This window comes from Nocardia sp. NPDC088792 (assembly GCF_044750615.1).
Classification (GTDB): Bacteria; Actinomycetota; Actinomycetes; order Mycobacteriales; family Mycobacteriaceae; genus Nocardia.
Genome location: NZ_JBIVKC010000001.1, coordinates 141,998 through 158,217 on the forward strand (window position 1 = coordinate 141,998; position 16,220 = coordinate 158,217).

Sequence of the window (16,220 nt, forward strand, 5' to 3'; positions counted from 1 at the left end):
TACCCCATGACCGACCACGACCTGCCTTACCTGCCCGCGACCGAGGCGCTGCGGTTGTTCCGCAGCCGGGAATTATCGCCGGTTGAACTGATGCAGGCGGTTATCGCGCGCGCCGAGGCCGTCGAACCCGAGATCAACGCGTTCGCGGAACAGACCTTCGAGGACGCGCTGACGCAGGCGAAACAGGCCGAAATCGCTTACGGTGCAGGCGGTTCACCGCGGGCCCTGGAAGGGCTGCCGGTGGCGGCCAAGGAGGAGCAGCCGATCGCCGGGCGCATCAGCTCCGAAGGGTCACTCGCGCTCGCCGGCCAGGTCGCCGACGTCACCCATCCGGCCATCGAACGGATCCTGGGTGCGGGCGGCATCATCCACGCGCGCACCACCACACCCGAATTCAGTTGTGCCATATTCACGCAGTCACGCCGGTGGGGCGTCACCCGCAATCCGTGGAATCCGGACTACTCCCCCGGCGGATCGTCCGGCGGATCGGCGGCCGCGCTCGCCTCGGGTACCGCCATGCTGGCCACCGGATCCGATATCGCCGGATCGATCCGGCTGCCCGCCGCGGCGACCGGCACCGTCGGCTTCAAACCGCCCTACGGCCGGGTGCCCGCGCTACCGCCGTTCAATCTCGATCATTACTGCCACGACGGGCCGATGGCCCGCACGGTCGCCGACTGCGCACTGCTGGAGAACGTCATGGCCGGGCCGCATCCCGTCGATGTGGCCTCGGTGCGGCCGAAAGTGCTCATCCCCGAACAGCTCGGCGAGGTGTCCGGGCTGCGGATCGGCTTCGCGGCGAATCCGGGTGACTGGGTGGTCGAACCGGAAATCGCGGCCAATACTCGTGCGGCGGCGGAGGCTTTGCGCGCGGCCGGTGCGATCGTCGAGGAGGTCGAAGTCGGCTTGCGCGTAGCCGAGGTGCGGCGCGCGATGTTCCTGCACTTCGGGGCGATCTTCGGCACGTACGTCGCGGGAGTCGCCGCCGCGCATCGGGATCTGCTGACCCCGTACGCCCTCGCCTTCGCCCGCGATACCGCCATCGAACCCGGCGACTACTACGCCGGGCTCGAACTCGAAGGCAAGATCTACGCGGTGCTGGGCGCACTGCTCGAACGCTACGACGCGCTGCTGTTCCCGACCTCCGGCATCACCGCCCTCCCGGCAGGTGAGGACTTCGTCGAAACCAGGCTCTCGATCGACGGCATCGAACTCGACCACTACCTGGATTCCGCACTCACCCCGGCCTTCAATATCGCGAGCCGCTGCCCGGTGCTGAATGTGCCCTCGGGCATCGGACGCCACGGCGTACCCACCGGTCTGCAAATCGTCGGCCGCACCTACGACGACGCCACGGTATTCCACATCGGCGCCGCACTGGAACGAGTCCGCCCCTGGCCCGCACGGCCCGCCGGCCGCACCTGACAGCCGGCACCGCCGGCTCGGCATCACGGCAGGCGCGCCCGGCGACCCGGCGTACCCGGCCAACGGCCCGATGGTCACATCTCATGCATGGTCTGTCGCTCCGGGCCGTTCCGGCCCGGTGGCCGCAGGTCGCGACCCATCGCCGCTGGTCGGCGCGGCGGGGTTGGCGTGATTCGTGGCGTCGGTAGCATCGGGGCGTTATGCCCGATCCGATCGAGGAGGATGCCGTGCCCGTCAGCGACGCAACCGTCGGCACGATAACGATGTTCGGTTCCGGGCGGGCGAGCGCCGCACCCGATCTCATGCGGGTCACCATCTCCATCGAAACCCGCGCGGACACAGTCGCTCTCGCCTACTCGCAGGCCGGGGAGCGTGCCGACGCGGTGATCGCGGCGGTGCGCGGGGATGCGGTGCCGGGGCGGGACATCACCACCACCGGGCTGTCCGTGCGGTCGGAAACGGTGTGGACCGAAGGGAACCGGGAGAGGCTCGTCGGATACGTGGCGAGCACGGCGCTGACGGTGACTTTGCGGAACATCGCCGCACCCTCCGGATCCGGGAAGAGCGCGAGCGCCGAACCCGCCGCGATCATCGCGCACGCCGTGGAAGCCGGTGGCGACGATGTGCGGCTGGGCGGCCTCACGCTCGGCGTCGCCGATGAGGAGAGCCTGCTCGTCGCGGCCCGCGACGCGGCGTGGGATCACGCGCTCGCCAAGGCCGAACAGTACGCACACCGTGCCGGACGCACCCTCGGGCCCACGCTGGAGATCACCGAGAACACCTCCGACGTGCACGTACCCCGGCCACGAATCGCCTTCGCCGCCAAGGCCATGCAGGCCGAAGGCGCCGCGATCCCGCTGGAATTCGGGGAGAGCGAACTCTCCGCCGACATCAAGGTCACCTGGCAACTGAACTGATCCGGCGGTCACAGATCCAGGCGGGTCAACAAGGTCGTCGCCCGAATGACCGTCAGTTGCAGCCGGAACCGGGCGGCATCGGCCCGCGTGCGATGTGGATGCGGGTCCTTGTCGGTCATGGAACGCAGGTCGTAGAGGAAACGGGCGGCGGCGGGAATATCCAAGCGGCCGGTATCGACCAGGTGGCGGACATTCCGGGTGCTGTCCATGTCCTTGGTGCCGGCCGCATACGCGGTGAGATGCTCCAGCGCCGCACGCAACCGCTTCTCACACGCGGGGATGCGCCCCTTCTCGTAATGTCTGGCGGCCGCCCGCAGATGATCGAGAGGCGTTTGCTGGCCGCGCAATTCGAGCTCGGTCCCGAGCACGGCCAGCCGTTCCGTCAAGCGGACCGGCAGCTCGGCCGTCGGTTTGAGGCGACATCGCACCGCCGCCTCCTGCAAACCGTTGCCGACCCGCCCGATCTTCAACCGATACCCGTCGGCCAGCAGCTCACTACGCAGCTCACCGACCCAGATCGGAAGATGCTTGCGCTCCAGCAGTTCTCCCTGCAGAAACCGCTCCACCGTCAACTCCACCAGACTCAGCAATGCCCGATCCGCCTCGGCATCCCCGTTCAATGCCGCCAGCCGCGCCCCGTACACCGGCGTCACCAGCCGCCCCCAATAGCTGTCCGCATTCACCCATAGCGGTACCTCGTACTCCGGCCGCTTGAGATCAGCGCCCAGCAGCAACCCCTCGAGCGAGTGAAACTTGGACTGATCGCCATAGATCAGTTCCACCACCGACGCGAGCGTCGGGTCGGACAACGTAGTCATGGGTGAACATCTTGGCCTACGGCCAAACCGCCCATCGCACAGCCCGTTTCCCGATGGCAAACATTGAGCGACAACCAGACGAACGACGCTACACAGGCGTGCGCTATCAGCGCTCCAGCAGCACCACGCACTCCACGTGATGCGTCGCGGGGAACGCGTCGAAGACACGTAGCTCGCGCGGCTGATAGCCCGCGTTCCGGTAGAGGCCGAGATCGCGGGCGAAAGATGCCGGATCACAACCGATATGGATGATGCGCCGCGGATCGCGTTCGGTCAGGGCGGCGATCACCTCTTTACCTGCCCCCGCCCGCGGCGGATCGAGGACCACGACATCCGGTGCGGTGGAGGGCTGTTCGGTGATCCAGCGCTCCACCCGCTCGGCCTGCAGATCCACCCAGCGCATATCCCCGAACGAGGCGCGGCCGTCACTGATCGCGGACCGCGAGAACTCGACGCCGTGCACCTGCCCCGCCGGCCCGACCTGATCGGCCAGGCGCGCGGCGAAAACACCCACACCGCAGTAGAGATCCCAGGTCAAGCTGCCGGGACGAGCATCCGACCACTCCGCTACCACATCCGAATAGCATTGCGCCGCACCGAAATGCGGCTGCCAGAAACCGGTAGCCGACAACTCCCAGCGACGGCCGGACACGTACTGCACGGCCCGCCCGGTCCCCTCCACCACACGCTCGCTCCGCGCACTGTGCGCCGCCGCCCGCCGCGCCGACGTACTGCGCCGATCCCCCGCACTACCCCGGCCACCGCCGCTCCGGCCGCCCCGCCCACGGCGATCCGCGGCGCGCCGATCATCCCCGGGCTCCGCTTCGACGGGCGCGATCTCGACGATATGCCGCACCCCGTCCCCGTCCACGGCCACCACGAGATCCGCCCCGGGAGTCCAGTGGCTCTCGGCAATGCCGGTCATGGCTCCCGCCATCGGCTGCGGGCAGCGCAGATCATTGATCACCTCGGTGCTGCGGTACCCGTGCACCCCGGCCCGCCCGTCGGCATCCACCACCAGCCGCATCCGGCTACGCCAACCGCCCGAATACCCTGCCGCCCCTGACCCGCCGGCGCCCTGCCCTTCGAGCTGTGGCTGCCCCTCAGCCGCACCGGCCGGCTGGGAGGCGCTATCGCGCTGCGCCGCGGGTCCGGCCGATCGGGCTTCGGCAACCCGCTCATCGGCGGCCGATCCGGCATCGTCCACCCGCTCATCGGGGGCCGGTACATCGTCACCAGCACGCGAAACGCCCTGGCCCAGTGGGCTGCCCGACGCGCGACCTGCTGGTTGCTGCGCGGCGCGGAGGCCGTGCTCCACGCTCTCGTCCCGCGCGGCGCTCGGCATCCCTGTCAAGGATGCGGGGAGCTTGGTTGCCACGCCGCCGAGTCGGCTGGGAGCGGCAGATGCGCGGCGGGAGTTGTGCCTGGCCGCAACGATGCTCGGGACCAACAGACCGGACGGAATCGATTCGACGGTGAAATCCGGTTCCCAGTCGGCGAGGCGGCGTAGTTGTTCGGCGACCACCGTCGCCTTGAGGGCGCGCTGGGCCTCCGGTGTGGCGAAGGAGAAGTCGCAGCAGCCGGCGCCGCCCGGGCCGGAGACCGTGCAGGTCGCGGGGATGCGGTCGGGTGAGGGCTCGAGAATGTGAATGGCTTCGGCCCGGCAGAAGGACCCGCCGCGGTCCTCGGTGACGAGGGCGCGGACCAATTCGCCCGGCAGACCGTGGCGGACGAAGAGGACGCGGCCCTCGTGGCGGGCCACGCAGAAGCCGCCGTGGCCGGGCGGGCCGAGGCGGACCTCGAATGTCTGGCCGTGCCAGTTGCTTCCGGGGCTCATGACTCGTCTCCGAAACCGCGGCGGACCGAGCCCGGCGCATTGACTATGCGGCCGGGGCGGACGCGACCGGCCGAGGAATTCAGTTGCCAGGGGACGCTGGTCACCATGACGCCCGGCTCGAAGAGCAGGCGGCCCTTGAGGCGCAGCGCGCTCTGGTTGTGCAGCAGGTGCTCCCACCAGTGGCCGACCACGTATTCGGGGATGAACACGGTCACTACGTCGCGCGGGGAGTTCTTGCGGACGCGCTTCACGTAATCGACCACCGGCTTGGTGATCTCGCGGTAAGGGGATTCGATCACCTTGAGCGGCACCGTGATATCGCTGCCCTCCCATGCCCGCACCAGTTTGCGGGTCTCCGGTTCGTCGACGTTCACGGTGATGGCCTCCAGGGTGTCGGGCCGGGTGGCGCGCGCGTAGGCGAGCGCGCGGCGGGTTGGCATGTGCAGCCGGGACACCAGCACGATCGAATGCGTGCGGCTGGGCAGCACACCGTCCCAATCGGTTTCGTCGAGTTCCCGCGCCACCGTGTCGTAGTGGCGGCGGATGGATTTCATGAGCATGAAGATGGCGGTCATGGTCACGATGGCGATCCACGCGCCCGCCACGAACTTGGTGACCAGCACGATCACCAGCACCGTCGCCGTCAGCGTCAGGCCGATGGCATTGATCACCCGCGACCGCTTCATGTGCCGCCGCTGCGCCGGCTCGGTCTCGGTGCGCAGCAAGCGCGTCCAATGCCGCAGCATGCCGGTCTGGCTCAGCACGAACGATACGAACACGCCGACGATGTACAGCTGGATGAGCTTCGTCACCTCGGCCCCGAACATCACCACGAACGCGATCGCCGCACCCGCCAGGAAGATGATGCCATTGCTGAACGCCAGCCGGTCCCCGCGCGTGTGCAGCTGCCGCGGCAGCCAGCGATCCTGCGCCAGAATCGATCCCAGCACCGGGAACCCGTTGAACGCGGTATTCGCCGCCAGCACCAGGATCAGCGCGGTCACGATGGTGATGAAGTAGAACCCGGCCGGGAACCCCGCGAACACCGCCCCCGCCAGCTGTGCGACGAGGGTCTTCTGCTCGTACCCGGCGGGCGCGCCGATCAGATCGGCAGGATGCTGCGCGTACACGATGCCCACCTGCTGCGTGAGCACGATCATCCCCAGGAACAGCGAGATGGCGACGCAGCCGAGCAGCAGCAGCGTGGTGGCGGCATTGCGCGACTTGGGTTTCCGGAACGCCGGCACCCCGTTGCTGATCGCCTCCACACCGGTCAGCGCGGCACAGCCGGAGGAGAACGCGCGCGCGATGAGGAACACCAGCGCCAGCCCGAACAGATGCTCGTCCTCGGCCTTCAATCCGAAACCGTAGGACTCCGCATGCACCTGATGGCCCAGCGCGATCCGGGTGAAACCCCACACCAGCATGATGAACATGCCGATCATGAAGGCGTAGGTGGGAATCGCGAACATGGTCCCGGATTCGCGCACGCCACGCAGGTTCATGGCGGTCAGGATCACAATCGCGGTCACGGCGAACAACACCTTGTGCGTTGCGACGAACGGCACTGCCGACCCGATATTGGACGCCGCCGAGGAGATCGACACCGCCACCGTGAGCACGTAATCCACGAGTAGCGCACTGCCGACGACCAGTCCGGCGGTCGGCCCGATGTTCTTGGTCGCCACCTCGTAATCACCGCCACCGGACGGATAGGCGTGCACGTTCTGCCGGTAGCTGGCGACCACCACGGCCATCACCAGGGCGACCGCGACACCCACCCACGGCGCGTACGCATAGGCGGACAGCCCGGCCACCGACAGCACCAGGAAGATTTCTTCGGGCGCGTATGCCACCGATGACAAGGCATCGGAGGCGAAGACCGGGAGAGCGATCCGCTTGGGCAGCAGCGTGTGCCCGAGGGAATCACTACGGAAAGGGCGGCCCACCACCATGCGCTTGGCGGCCGTCGTCAACTTCGACACTTCAGCCAGCATAAGGGAGGGCAGAATCGGTTTGATGCACCACCTGAGGGGGAAAATGCCTCGGGAAACACTCGGACGGTACGGTTGCGACCCGGAGAGGCAACCAGACCGCACACCACGCTTTTCGGGAATGGGGTTCGACGGTGTACGTAGTGATCATGGGGTGCGGGCGAGTGGGCTCCTCGCTGGCGCGCGCCCTGGTCCGAGTCGGCCACGAGGTCGCGGTCATCGATCAGAACTCCAGTGCGTTCCTCCGGCTGGGCCGTGACTTTCCCGGAGTCTGTGTCACGGGCGTGGGATTCGACCGGGATGTGCTGACCCGCGCGGGAATCGAACGGGCGGGCGCCTTCGCCGCGGTCTCCTCCGGCGACAACTCCAACATCATCTCGGCGCGGGTGGCGCGCGAGACCTTCGGTGTGGAACGGGTCGTGGCGCGTATCTACGACGCCAAGCGGGCGGCCGTGTACGAGCGACTCGGCATTCCGACCATTGCCACCGTGCCGTGGACGACCGACCGGTTCCTTCGCAGTCTGGTCGCCGACCAATCCACCACCACCTGGCGCGACCCCACCGGCACCGTCGCCGTCACCGAACTCGTCCTGCACGAGGACTGGTACGGCCGCACCGTCCACACCCTCGAAAGCGCCACCGGCGCCCGCGTTGCCTTCCTCATCCGCTTCGGGCAAGGCATGCTCCCCAACGGGAAAACCCTGCTGCAAGCCGATGACACCGTCTACATCGCCGCCACCTCCGGCAGCGTCGGCGAGGCCGTCGCCCTGGCCGGAAATCCCCCCGCGAGCGAGGACTGATCATGAAGGTAGCCATTGCGGGCGCCGGCGCCGTCGGCCGATCCATCGCCCAGGAACTGCTCCGCGGCGGGCACGCGGTCATGCTGCTGGAACGCCGCCTCGACCACATCGACCCCACCATCGCCCCCGCCGCCGTCTGGGTCCACGCCGACGCCTGCGAACTGGAAACCCTCGAAGAGGCGGACCTGGAAACCTACGAGGTGGTCATCGCCGCCACCGGCGACGACAAGGCCAACCTGGTCTTCAGCCTGCTCGCCAAGACCGAATTCGGCGTCCGGCGCGTCGTGGCGCGCGTCAACGATCCGCGCAACGAGTGGCTGTTCGACTCCTCCTGGGGCGTGGACGTCGCGGTATCGACACCGCGACTGCTCGCCTCACTGGTCGAGGAAGCCGTGTCGATCGGCGATCTGGTGCGGCTCATGACCCTGCGGCAGGGACAGGCGAACCTGGTGGAACTCACCCTGCCCACCGATACACCCTTGGCGGGCAAGGCCGTTCGCACGCTCAAGCTGCCGCGCGATGTCTCCCTGGTGACCATCCTGCGCGGTGGCCGGGTCATCGTGCCCCAGCCCGACGACCCGCTGGAAGGCGAGGACGAATTGCTGTTCGTCACCACCGTCGAAGCCGAGGACGACCTGCGAAAGGCCCTCGGCGTCAACGGCTTCGGCCGCCCCGCCTGACCTGGATCACAATGATGCGGGCCGGACGCTTTTCGCGTCCGGCCCGCATCTTTCGTATTCATTTGTGCGCCCGCCCATTCAGGAGGCCGCCCGCAATTCCGCGCGCAACTTGTTCAGCGCCCGATGCTGCATGACCCGCACCACGCCGGGGCTGGTGCCGATGGCCTCGGCGGTCTGCGCCGCCGTCCAGCCCAGCACGATGCGCATGACCAGCACCTCGCGATGGGTCGGCGCCAGCACCTTCATGAGTTCGCTCGCGGCCCGGCGGGTTTCGGAGGCCATGGCCCGCTCCTCGGGACCCGCCTCCAAGCCCGGCTGATCCGGGAACTCCGCCACCGGATACGACGGGTGCAACTGCGCCCGCCGGAACGCGTCGGCCACCTTGTTCGCCGAAATGCCGTACACGAACGCCAGGAACGACTTGCCCTGATCCCGGTAGCGCGGGATCGCCTGCACCGTGGCCAGGCAGATCTCCTGTGCCACATCGTCCGCGGCCACGTGCAGGTGGGTCGCGCCGCTCATGCGGGCCGCGCAGTAGCGGCGCACCAGCGGGTAGACGATCTTGAGGATCTCCGAGACCGCATTCCGGTCACCGGCGGCGGCCGGGCCGATCAGCTTCTCCAACTGCTCTGCGGCGCGCCGCGATTCGGAGGTCGCCACGCTTGTGCTCTTGGGCCCCCGCCCCGCCGGGTGCCGCCGTGAGGCCGTTGCCTGCACCGCCGCACCGCGACCCTCGCCACGATCCTGCGATGCCACTGCCTTACCGTCGGTAACCAACTCCGCGATCCTTTCTCCGTAGCTTCTGAGAAAGATCGTGCTCGGAACCGGGGCCACTCAATAGGCACCCCAGGGGTGGGTATCACACCCCCTGCGGCCACCCGTTTCGCTCACAGGTGTTGCGTTCCGCGCGCACAGCGCGATAAGGCGCTGGTCGAAGGGTTTTGCGGCGATCAGGCGGCGGACTCGGCCGACTCTTCCGATTTCGACGGCAGATGTCCCGCCCGGCGGACCGCCCAGACGGTCACCAGCAACGCCACACCCGTCAACGGCCAGCCCATGCCGATCCGGGCCGCGGCCAGCAGACCGGTGCTGTCGGCGTTGTACAGGTGATGCTGCACCAGGTAGCGGGCGCCGAACACCACCGCCCACACCAGGGTCGCCAGATCGTAGAGCCGCATGGCCCGGCGATCCGAACGCCATTCGGTGCCATGCCCGTTCAGCACACCCCAGATGACACCCGCCAGCGGCCAGCGCACCACGATCGAGAGCAGGAACGCACCGCCGTACACCAGGCTCGCGTAGATGCCGAACAGGAAGAAGCCCTTGGCCTCACCCACCCGGTAGGCGATCAACGCGCACACGCCCACACCCAGGAAACCCGAGATCGCGGGCTGGATCGGACCGCGCCGCACCAGCCGCCAGATGAGGATCGCGGTCGCGACTCCCAGAGCGGCCCAGATGGCGGCGGTCAGGCCCAGCCAGGTGTTGAACGGCACGAATACCAGCACCGGCAGCGACGAGTAGATCAGGCCGCTGAAACCGCCCATCTGCTCGAGCAGGGTCTGCTCGACCTCTTCCTCGGCTTCCTCGTCGTCCTCGGGCGGGATGGGGTCGAGACCGAGCGCCTGACGTTCGAGCGCCGCGAGATCGTCACGCAGGGTGGCATGCACCTCGGTGGGCGCGTCCGGATCGACATGCACACGGCGCCCCGGCCGACCGGGAACCTCGTCGGGCCCGCGGCCCTCGTCGTTGCTGCTGGCAGGAAATGGCATGCGTCAGGAATTCTCACGGAGTTCGTAGTAGGGGTTGTAGATGACCTTGCCGCCGTCGCGTTCACCGACCCGGCCGCGGACCAGGATACGACGCCCCGGCTCGATTCCCGGAATGCGACGCCTGCCGATCCACACCAGGGTCACGCTGTCGGTGCCGTCGAAGAACTCCGCCTCGATCTCGGCGCCCGCGGATTTCGGGCAGGCCTCGACGCTGCGCAATCTGCCGAGCATGGTGACCTCTTCGCCGCGCCGGCATTCCGACGCTCTGCACGCACCCGACGCTTCGGAGGTCTCGGCCAGCTCCTCGGCGTCCAAGTGGTCCAGATCCGCTGTCAACCGGCGGGTCAAACGCCGGAAATAGCCTGACGGGAAATCCTTCCCAGCCGCGGATGGCATGTCGCACGCTCTCCTGTAGAGCAAGACGGCGTGGGTCTCACGTCGTTGGTTCTTCCCACACGCCGGGTGGGTTTCCCACACGATCGCTGTGGCCGTACCCCCGCCACTGTAAACGGGCCGACCTGCCCCCGCCACGCGTGACTCGCGCTCAGTAGGCTCGACCGGGTGCCCGATCTCTCCCGTCCCGCGGTCGCCCCGGCCCGCCCGGCCGTCGCGCTCCCGGCGCGCCCGGCAGTCGCCGTCGCCCTGCCCGGAACCGGTTCCGACGCCCATTTCGCCCGCCGCGCCTTCGGATCCGCTTGCGCCGCAATGGATCTGCCGTTCCTCGCGGTGGACCCGGACCCGACCCGGGTGATCGCCGGTTATCGGGCCGCCCTGGACACCGCCGCCCGCTCCGGCCCGCTGCTCATCGCCGGCATCTCGCTCGGCGCGGCCGTCGCCATCGAGTGGGCAGCGCAACACCCGAATTCGGTCTCCGCCGTGGTCGCCGCCCTCCCCGCCTGGACCGGCGCCGACACCACCGGCTGCCCCGCGGCCCTCAGCGCCGCCGCCACCGCCGCCCAGCTCCGCGCCGACGGCCTCGACGCCGTCATCGACCGCATGCAGGCCTCCAGCCCGCCCTGGCTCGCCGCCGCCCTCACCCGCTCCTGGCGCTCCCAATGGCCCGACCTCCCAGCCGCATTGGACGAAGCCGCCGCCTACCGCTGGCCCGAACCGGAAGTCCTGGCCCGTATACAAGCCCCGGTCTCCATCGTCGGCGCGATCGACGACCCGGTGCACCCCATCGCCGTGGCCGAACGCTGGACCGCCCTGATCCCGCACGCCGACCTGCACCGCATCACCCTCGACGAACTCGGCGCCGACCCGGCCATCCTGGGCGCCCGCGGCATCAACCCCCTCCTCCCCCGCCACGCCGCCACCTCCTGAACCCGCACGAGCGAATTCGGCTGTACAGCAAACGGCCTCGCCCCGCCGATTTCCCGGTGGGGCGAGGCCGTTTCTCGTTCGGCTAGTTGAGGCCGAGCTGCTGCATGGCCGAACCTTCCGCGCCGCGGCGGGGTTCGGTGTTCTGTGGGGCGGGCTGGTAGGGCTGGCCGCCCTGCATGGCCGTCAGCTGGGCCTCTACGGCCTGCTGCTGGGCCGCCAGCTGCTGCTGGTGGGCTGCTGCCAGTTGGTCCGCGAGCTCCTGGGGTAGGACCACCGGGAGGGGTTCACGGACGGGCAGGGGTTCGTCGCCGCGGCGGACGACGGTCTCGCCGAGGATGGCTCGGGCGGCGGCGACCAGCGGGGTGTTCTCGTCGGCGGCGCCGGACGGGCCGGCGGCGACCAGGCGGACCATCCAGCGGTAGCCGTCCACGCCGATGAAGCGCAGATCCGCGCCCTCGGTGACGGCGTGCAGCTCGCGGCCCCACGGGCCCTGGGTGACCGCGACCTGTGCGCCGTCCTTGCGCAGGGTCTCCGCGAGATCGGCTGCCACCGAACGCCATTGCCCCGGCGATTTGGGGGCGGCGTAGGCGGCGACGGTGATGCGGCCGTGCTGGGTGGCCAGGTGCACGGCCTGCGGGGTGCCGTCGGGGGTCATCTCGACCTGCAGCTGCCCGCCGGGCGGTACGGGGACGATGACCGAGCCGAGGTCCAGACGCTGTTCGGCGACGGTCTCCAGATTGTCGGCGACGTCCTCGTAGTCGTAGGGGCCGGTGCGGTCACCGGCGGCAACGGGAGAGTCGGCGTAGTCCGAGTCCTCGAATTCGTCGTCCGCGTAGGCGGTTTCGTCGTATCCGGCTTCGTCGTATTCGTCGTACTCGGTGTATTCGTCCTCGTACTGCGGCTCTTCGTCGCCGTCGCGGCCCTTGTTCCTCTTGCGTCCGAACACCATCGTCATGCCTCCTTGCCGGTCGCCTGACCCGCCCCATCAGGCTGGGCGATCAGGCTGGCGTGCCCACCACTCGATCCGTATCCTCCTGCGCCGCGCGCGGTTTCGTCGAGGGCGGTGACCTCGATGAAATCCACCAGCTCCACGCGCTGCACCAGCAGCTGCGCGATGCGGTCACCGCGCCGGAGCTCGACGGCTGTGCGCGGATCGTGATTGATGAGGCATACCTTGATCTCGCCCCGGTAGCCGGCGTCGACCGTGCCGGGGGTGTTGACGACCGAGAGGCCGTGCTTGGCGGCCAGGCCGGACCGCGGATGAATCAAACCGACCGTCCCGATCGGAAGGGCGACCGCGATACCGGTGCCGACCAGCCTCCGCTCCCCCGGTTCGATGATCACATCCTCGGTGGTGCACAGGTCCACGCCCGCGTCGCCCTCGTGAGCACGCGTCGGTACGGGGATGCCGGGATCGAGCCGCAGCAGGGGAATAGGTGGAATACCGGTCACGTAGGCCGAGCCTACGCGTTCACCCCCGCGACCATTGACCTAGTCTGAAGTCGTGTCCGACCAGCCCCCTCAGGTGACCCAGGAACCGAAGCAGCAGACTGCACCCCTCTACTCGGAGCGCCTATGGGTGCCACTGTGGTGGTGGCCCGTAGGCCTGTTCGTGACCGGCCTGCTCGCAGCCGAAATTCACATGGGCGCACCGGGAATCCGGGCGTGGCTGCCCTACGTGTTGTTGTTCCCGATCCCCGTATGGGTGCTGATCTGGTTCTCCCGCCATCGCGTGGAGGTCGTTCGCGACTCGACCGGCACCCCGGAACTTCGCGCGGACCGGGCGCATCTGCCCGTCAATTTCGTGAAGCGCGGTGCGGGAGTGCCGGTCAGTGCGAAGAGCGCGGCGCTGGGTCGTCAGCTCGACCCGGCCGCCTTCGTCCAACATCGGGCCTGGATCGGCCCGATGGTTCTGCTTGTTCTCGATGACCCGGATGACCCCACCCCGTACTGGCTGGTCAGTACGAGGCGACCCGAGGAAGTCCTGACCGCGCTCGGCGTACCGAGCGCGGGCTGACGGAATTCGGTTGATCGGACTGCGCTTTACGCGGCGCAGTCCATGCAGATCAGCTGACCGCCGGACTCACTGGCCAGTCGGCTCCGGTGGTGCACCAGGAAGCAGCTCGAACACGTGAACTCGTCGGCCTGCTTCGGGATGACCCGGACCGAGAGAACTTCCTCGGACAGGTCCGCGCCGGGAAGCTCGAACGACTCCGCGGTATCGGATTCGTCGATATCCACGACGGCGGACGCGGCCTCGTTGCGACGAGCCTTCAGCTCCTCGAGCGAGTCCTCCGAAACATCATCGGATTCGCTACGCCTCGGTGCGTCATAGTCGGTTGCCATGTCGTCTTCCCCTCGTCCTTACTCCGTATATCCCGGACCGGCCCACCCTGTGTCGACCCCCTCAACGGGGAATCGGCACGGCGTGTTCCGCCCCGCCCGTGGTGTACGTCACGCGTACACCGGTCACAGATCCGGGCCGGATACTCCTCATCCGCACCGGATCGCGCTCGGTCAACGCAGGACATGCCCTTGTTGTTCCCGAAATCGACACCCGGTTTCACCCGGGCTGTACGATCTGGGCCGCCAGACAATAGCGGACCCCGGGTCAAAAGTCGCAATCAAAACACTCACGAGTCGAAACTGAGGGTCAATCGTCACCGCATGGGCAACTCGCTGAGATCTGCGCGGCGCATACCGAGATCTTCACGCTGCTTACCGTGACCTTCGCCTCGCGTTTTGCGGCCTGGACGGGCGTGAACTGCGATCTTGATGCGGCGCAGGCGGATACCGGCGAGGCGCGCCGCGCCCGGCGTGGCGGACTTGCCGACACCTTGCACGCGGTGACCGCCGCACTTTCGTAGAGTGTGTCCGTGGTTTCACTCATCACCCAAGGGCAACCGACCGATCCGAAAGGCCGCCCGTTCACCCGACGGCGGTGGGAGCCATGGGCGGCCATGGTGGGCGTCATCGTGCTCATCTGCGTCGGAGTGTGGTTCAAAGCACTCACGACGACGACCAGTGATACCGGCGCCATGGCCTGCAACTCGCCCAGCCCGGCCTCCAACACTTCGGCGCCCGCCCCCGCGCCACTCGGACAGCGGGTGGGACAGTCGCGGCTGCGTGACGTGCAGCCGGCGGCGCTCGCGGCCTCCAAGGTGCGCGTGTACAACGCGAACGGCCAGCGCGGCCAGGCGGCGCATGTGGCCTCGGAGTTGGGTGACCTGGGTTTCGCCAGCGCACCGGACGTACAGGCGGCAAACGACCCCGTCTACGTGAACGGCGACCTGGAGTGCATGGGCCAGATCCGGTTCGGCGTGAACGGGCGGCCCGCGGCGGCATCCGTGCAGCTGGTCATGCCGTGCGCCGAGCTCATCGAGGATCAGCGGCAGGACGACACGGTCGATCTGGTGCTGGGTTCACTCTTCCGTGATCTGAACCCCGATACGGATGCTCAAGAGGTGCTGAAGTCGCTGAAGAACCCGGCGCCCGGCAACGGACCGGCCATCGATCCCAAACTGCTCGACGCCGCGCGACACGCCCAGTGTTGATCTTGCCTCGGACGAAATCCGTTCGGTGACAATCCCATAGCCCGTTCAACGATGATCGCCGCGCCCAGTGGGCGCGGCGATTCTGTTGCGCGAGTTGTCTAGCCCGCTATCACTGTGCCGGGATAGGGGTGGTGACACCGAGTTGCTCGAGCAACCCGGTCAATTCGGGCCCGATGCCGGGTGCGACGGCCACCACCAATTCGCCTGCGGATCCCGGCGATTCGGGCGCCGGCAGGATGAGGTGCGCACCCGCCTCGGCGGCGATCAGCGCGCCCGCGGCCCAATCCCACAGGTTCAGGCCGTGCTCGTAATGCGCGTCCGCGCGGCCCTCGGCCACCATGCACAGATCCAGGGCGGCCGAGCCGATGCGCCGGATGTCGCGGATGTGCGGCAGCAACCGAGCGACCAATTCGCCCTGCCGGGTGCGGCGCGGGGTGGCATAGGCGAATCCGGTGGCCACCAGAGCCATGGCCACCGAGTCGATCTCGTTGCAGCGCAAGGCGATCGGCTCACCGCCCGGTGCGGCGCGGTGCGCGCCCTGGCCGAGTCCGGCGCTGTAGGTGACGCCGTGCGCGACGTCGGCGACCGCGCCGGCGACGGATCGGCCGCCTCGCACCGCCGCCACCGATACCGAGTAGGCGGGGATGCCGTAGACGAAGTTGACGGTGCCGTCGATGGGGTCGACGACCCAGTGCACGTCGTCGGGATCGTCGGAGAGGCTGCCGCCGTCCTCTTCACCGACCACCAGATCACCCGGTCGCAGATCGGCGAGCAGCTTGCGGATGAGCTGTTCGGTTTCGGTGTCGACGATGGTGACCGGATCGGTCGGGGTGCTCTTGGATTGCACGGCGTCGACCGGCGTTCCGGATCCGAAGACCTCGGGACGGCGTTCGCGCACGTGGTCAGCGGCGGTTTCGGCCAGATGCACGGCGACGCGGCGCAGTTCGGCCACGTCTGAAGTGTCGGTGTTGTCGGAGTGCTTCAGCGGGGTGGAGTTGAGATCAGATTCCGGCACGAGGCCCATCGCAGCACAGATCCGGCGGGTCGCGCATTAGGCTTGTCGGGAACAACACAGCTGATCAGGGAGAACGAGGAGTCGT

The 16,220-nt window shown here is 68.3% G+C and carries 18 protein-coding genes and 1 pseudogene; 8 read left to right on the forward strand and 11 right to left on the reverse strand.

The window, feature by feature from the left end:
* Positions 1-6: 6 nt before the first annotated feature.
* Entirely contained in the window at positions 7-1,425 is a 1,419-nt protein-coding gene (locus tag ACIP5Y_RS00630; protein ID WP_400346347.1) for an amidase, read from the forward strand.
* 200 nt (positions 1,426-1,625) lie between these two features.
* Positions 1,626-2,342: an SIMPL domain-containing protein gene (locus ACIP5Y_RS00635; RefSeq protein WP_400346349.1), complete on the forward strand. Its 717-nt coding sequence runs from the start codon at positions 1,626-1,628 to the stop codon at positions 2,340-2,342.
* Between the two features lie 8 nt (positions 2,343-2,350).
* Here ACIP5Y_RS00635 and ACIP5Y_RS00640 read toward each other — a convergent pair whose 3' ends face one another.
* From ACIP5Y_RS00640 to ACIP5Y_RS00655, 4 genes and pseudogenes are all read right to left on the reverse strand, one after another.
* Complete coding sequence (locus ACIP5Y_RS00640; RefSeq protein ID WP_400346351.1) at positions 2,351-3,160, reverse strand: hypothetical protein; 810 nt, start codon at positions 3,158-3,160, stop codon at positions 2,351-2,353.
* 106 nt (positions 3,161-3,266) lie between these two features.
* Positions 3,267-4,505, reverse strand: a complete 1,239-nt coding sequence (locus ACIP5Y_RS00645; protein ID WP_400349031.1) for a class I SAM-dependent RNA methyltransferase — start codon at positions 4,503-4,505, stop codon at positions 3,267-3,269.
* 114 nt (positions 4,506-4,619) lie between these two features.
* Positions 4,620-4,997 (reverse strand): annotated as a pseudogene (locus ACIP5Y_RS00650) (TRAM domain-containing protein); the annotation flags it as partial.
* Positions 4,994-6,982, reverse strand: a complete 1,989-nt coding sequence (locus tag ACIP5Y_RS00655) for an APC family permease (RefSeq protein WP_400346353.1) — start codon at positions 6,980-6,982, stop codon at positions 4,994-4,996. The pseudogene ACIP5Y_RS00650 and the gene ACIP5Y_RS00655, both read right to left, overlap by 4 nt.
* A gap of 143 nt (positions 6,983-7,125) precedes the next feature.
* On the opposite strand from ACIP5Y_RS00655, the gene ACIP5Y_RS00660 reads away from it, so the two are divergent.
* Positions 7,126-7,791, forward strand: coding sequence for a potassium channel family protein (locus tag ACIP5Y_RS00660; RefSeq protein WP_400346354.1), 666 nt, complete (start codon positions 7,126-7,128; stop codon positions 7,789-7,791).
* A gap of 2 nt (positions 7,792-7,793) precedes the next feature.
* Positions 7,794-8,471, forward strand: coding sequence for a potassium channel family protein (locus ACIP5Y_RS00665; RefSeq protein WP_400346356.1), 678 nt, complete (start codon positions 7,794-7,796; stop codon positions 8,469-8,471).
* A 78-nt stretch (positions 8,472-8,549) separates the two neighbouring features.
* Here the strand turns inward: ACIP5Y_RS00665 and ACIP5Y_RS00670 are convergent, their stop codons facing one another.
* From ACIP5Y_RS00670 to ACIP5Y_RS00680, 3 genes are all read right to left on the reverse strand, one after another.
* Positions 8,550-9,131: a sigma-70 family RNA polymerase sigma factor gene (locus ACIP5Y_RS00670; protein ID WP_397016038.1), complete on the reverse strand. Its 582-nt coding sequence runs from the start codon at positions 9,129-9,131 to the stop codon at positions 8,550-8,552.
* Between the two features lie 290 nt (positions 9,132-9,421).
* Complete coding sequence (locus tag ACIP5Y_RS00675; protein ID WP_400349033.1) at positions 9,422-10,018, reverse strand: DUF3159 domain-containing protein; 597 nt, start codon at positions 10,016-10,018, stop codon at positions 9,422-9,424.
* Positions 10,019-10,246: 228 nt separating this feature from the next.
* The gene (locus ACIP5Y_RS00680) at positions 10,247-10,639 is read right to left on the reverse strand and encodes an OB-fold nucleic acid binding domain-containing protein (protein WP_397016036.1); all 393 of its coding nucleotides are present in this window, start codon (positions 10,637-10,639) and stop codon (positions 10,247-10,249) included.
* Positions 10,640-10,804: 165 nt separating this feature from the next.
* Here ACIP5Y_RS00680 and ACIP5Y_RS00685 point away from each other — a divergent pair, with 165 nt between their 5' ends.
* Entirely contained in the window at positions 10,805-11,566 is a 762-nt protein-coding gene (locus tag ACIP5Y_RS00685) for an alpha/beta hydrolase (RefSeq protein WP_400346358.1), read from the forward strand.
* Positions 11,567-11,648: 82 nt separating this feature from the next.
* Here the strand turns inward: ACIP5Y_RS00685 and ACIP5Y_RS00690 are convergent, their stop codons facing one another.
* Together ACIP5Y_RS00690 and dut are read right to left on the reverse strand one after the other, a co-directional pair.
* Entirely contained in the window at positions 11,649-12,512 is an 864-nt protein-coding gene (locus ACIP5Y_RS00690) for a DUF3710 domain-containing protein (protein WP_400349034.1), read from the reverse strand.
* 5 nt (positions 12,513-12,517) lie between these two features.
* Positions 12,518-13,018 carry a dUTP diphosphatase gene (gene dut, locus ACIP5Y_RS00695; protein ID WP_400346359.1) on the reverse strand — a complete coding sequence of 167 codons (501 nt, stop codon included), beginning with the start codon at positions 13,016-13,018 and terminating at the stop codon, positions 12,518-12,520.
* 52 nt (positions 13,019-13,070) lie between these two features.
* On the opposite strand from dut, the gene ACIP5Y_RS00700 reads away from it, so the two are divergent.
* Positions 13,071-13,583: a DUF3093 domain-containing protein gene (locus ACIP5Y_RS00700; protein ID WP_397016030.1), complete on the forward strand. Its 513-nt coding sequence runs from the start codon at positions 13,071-13,073 to the stop codon at positions 13,581-13,583.
* Positions 13,584-13,609: 26 nt separating this feature from the next.
* Here the strand turns inward: ACIP5Y_RS00700 and ACIP5Y_RS00705 are convergent, their stop codons facing one another.
* Complete coding sequence (locus ACIP5Y_RS00705; protein ID WP_397016028.1) at positions 13,610-13,912, reverse strand: DUF4193 domain-containing protein; 303 nt, start codon at positions 13,910-13,912, stop codon at positions 13,610-13,612.
* Between the two features lie 377 nt (positions 13,913-14,289).
* Here ACIP5Y_RS00705 and ACIP5Y_RS00710 point away from each other — a divergent pair, with 377 nt between their 5' ends.
* Positions 14,290-14,433: a hypothetical protein gene (locus ACIP5Y_RS00710; RefSeq protein WP_400346361.1), complete on the forward strand. Its 144-nt coding sequence runs from the start codon at positions 14,290-14,292 to the stop codon at positions 14,431-14,433.
* Between the two features lie 9 nt (positions 14,434-14,442).
* On the forward strand, positions 14,443-15,120 hold the full coding sequence (gene cei, locus ACIP5Y_RS00715; RefSeq protein WP_400346363.1) for an envelope integrity protein Cei: 678 nt from the start codon (positions 14,443-14,445) through the stop codon (positions 15,118-15,120).
* 109 nt (positions 15,121-15,229) lie between these two features.
* Here the strand turns inward: cei and ACIP5Y_RS00720 are convergent, their stop codons facing one another.
* Entirely contained in the window at positions 15,230-16,144 is a 915-nt protein-coding gene (locus tag ACIP5Y_RS00720; protein WP_400346364.1) for an inositol monophosphatase family protein, read from the reverse strand.
* Positions 16,145-16,220: the final 76 nt, after the last annotated feature.

Coding starts and splice junctions, on each gene's coding strand:
- ACIP5Y_RS00630 (WP_400346347.1), top strand. CDS start 7: ATGACCGACCACGACCTGCCTTACCTGCCCGCGACCGAGGCGCTGCGG.
- ACIP5Y_RS00635 (WP_400346349.1), top strand. CDS start 1,626: ATGCCCGATCCGATCGAGGAGGATGCCGTGCCCGTCAGCGACGCAACC.
- ACIP5Y_RS00640 (WP_400346351.1), bottom strand. CDS start 3,160: ATGACTACGTTGTCCGACCCGACGCTCGCGTCGGTGGTGGAACTGATC.
- ACIP5Y_RS00645 (WP_400349031.1), bottom strand. CDS start 4,505: ATGCCGAGCGCCGCGCGGGACGAGAGCGTGGAGCACGGCCTCCGCGCC.
- ACIP5Y_RS00665 (WP_400346356.1), top strand. CDS start 7,794: ATGAAGGTAGCCATTGCGGGCGCCGGCGCCGTCGGCCGATCCATCGCC.
- ACIP5Y_RS00675 (WP_400349033.1), bottom strand. CDS start 10,018: ATGGGCGGTTTCAGCGGCCTGATCTACTCGTCGCTGCCGGTGCTGGTA.
- ACIP5Y_RS00680 (WP_397016036.1), bottom strand. CDS start 10,639: ATGCCATCCGCGGCTGGGAAGGATTTCCCGTCAGGCTATTTCCGGCGT.
- ACIP5Y_RS00705 (WP_397016028.1), bottom strand. CDS start 13,912: ATGGCAACCGACTATGACGCACCGAGGCGTAGCGAATCCGATGATGTT.
- ACIP5Y_RS00720 (WP_400346364.1), bottom strand. CDS start 16,144: ATGGGCCTCGTGCCGGAATCTGATCTCAACTCCACCCCGCTGAAGCAC.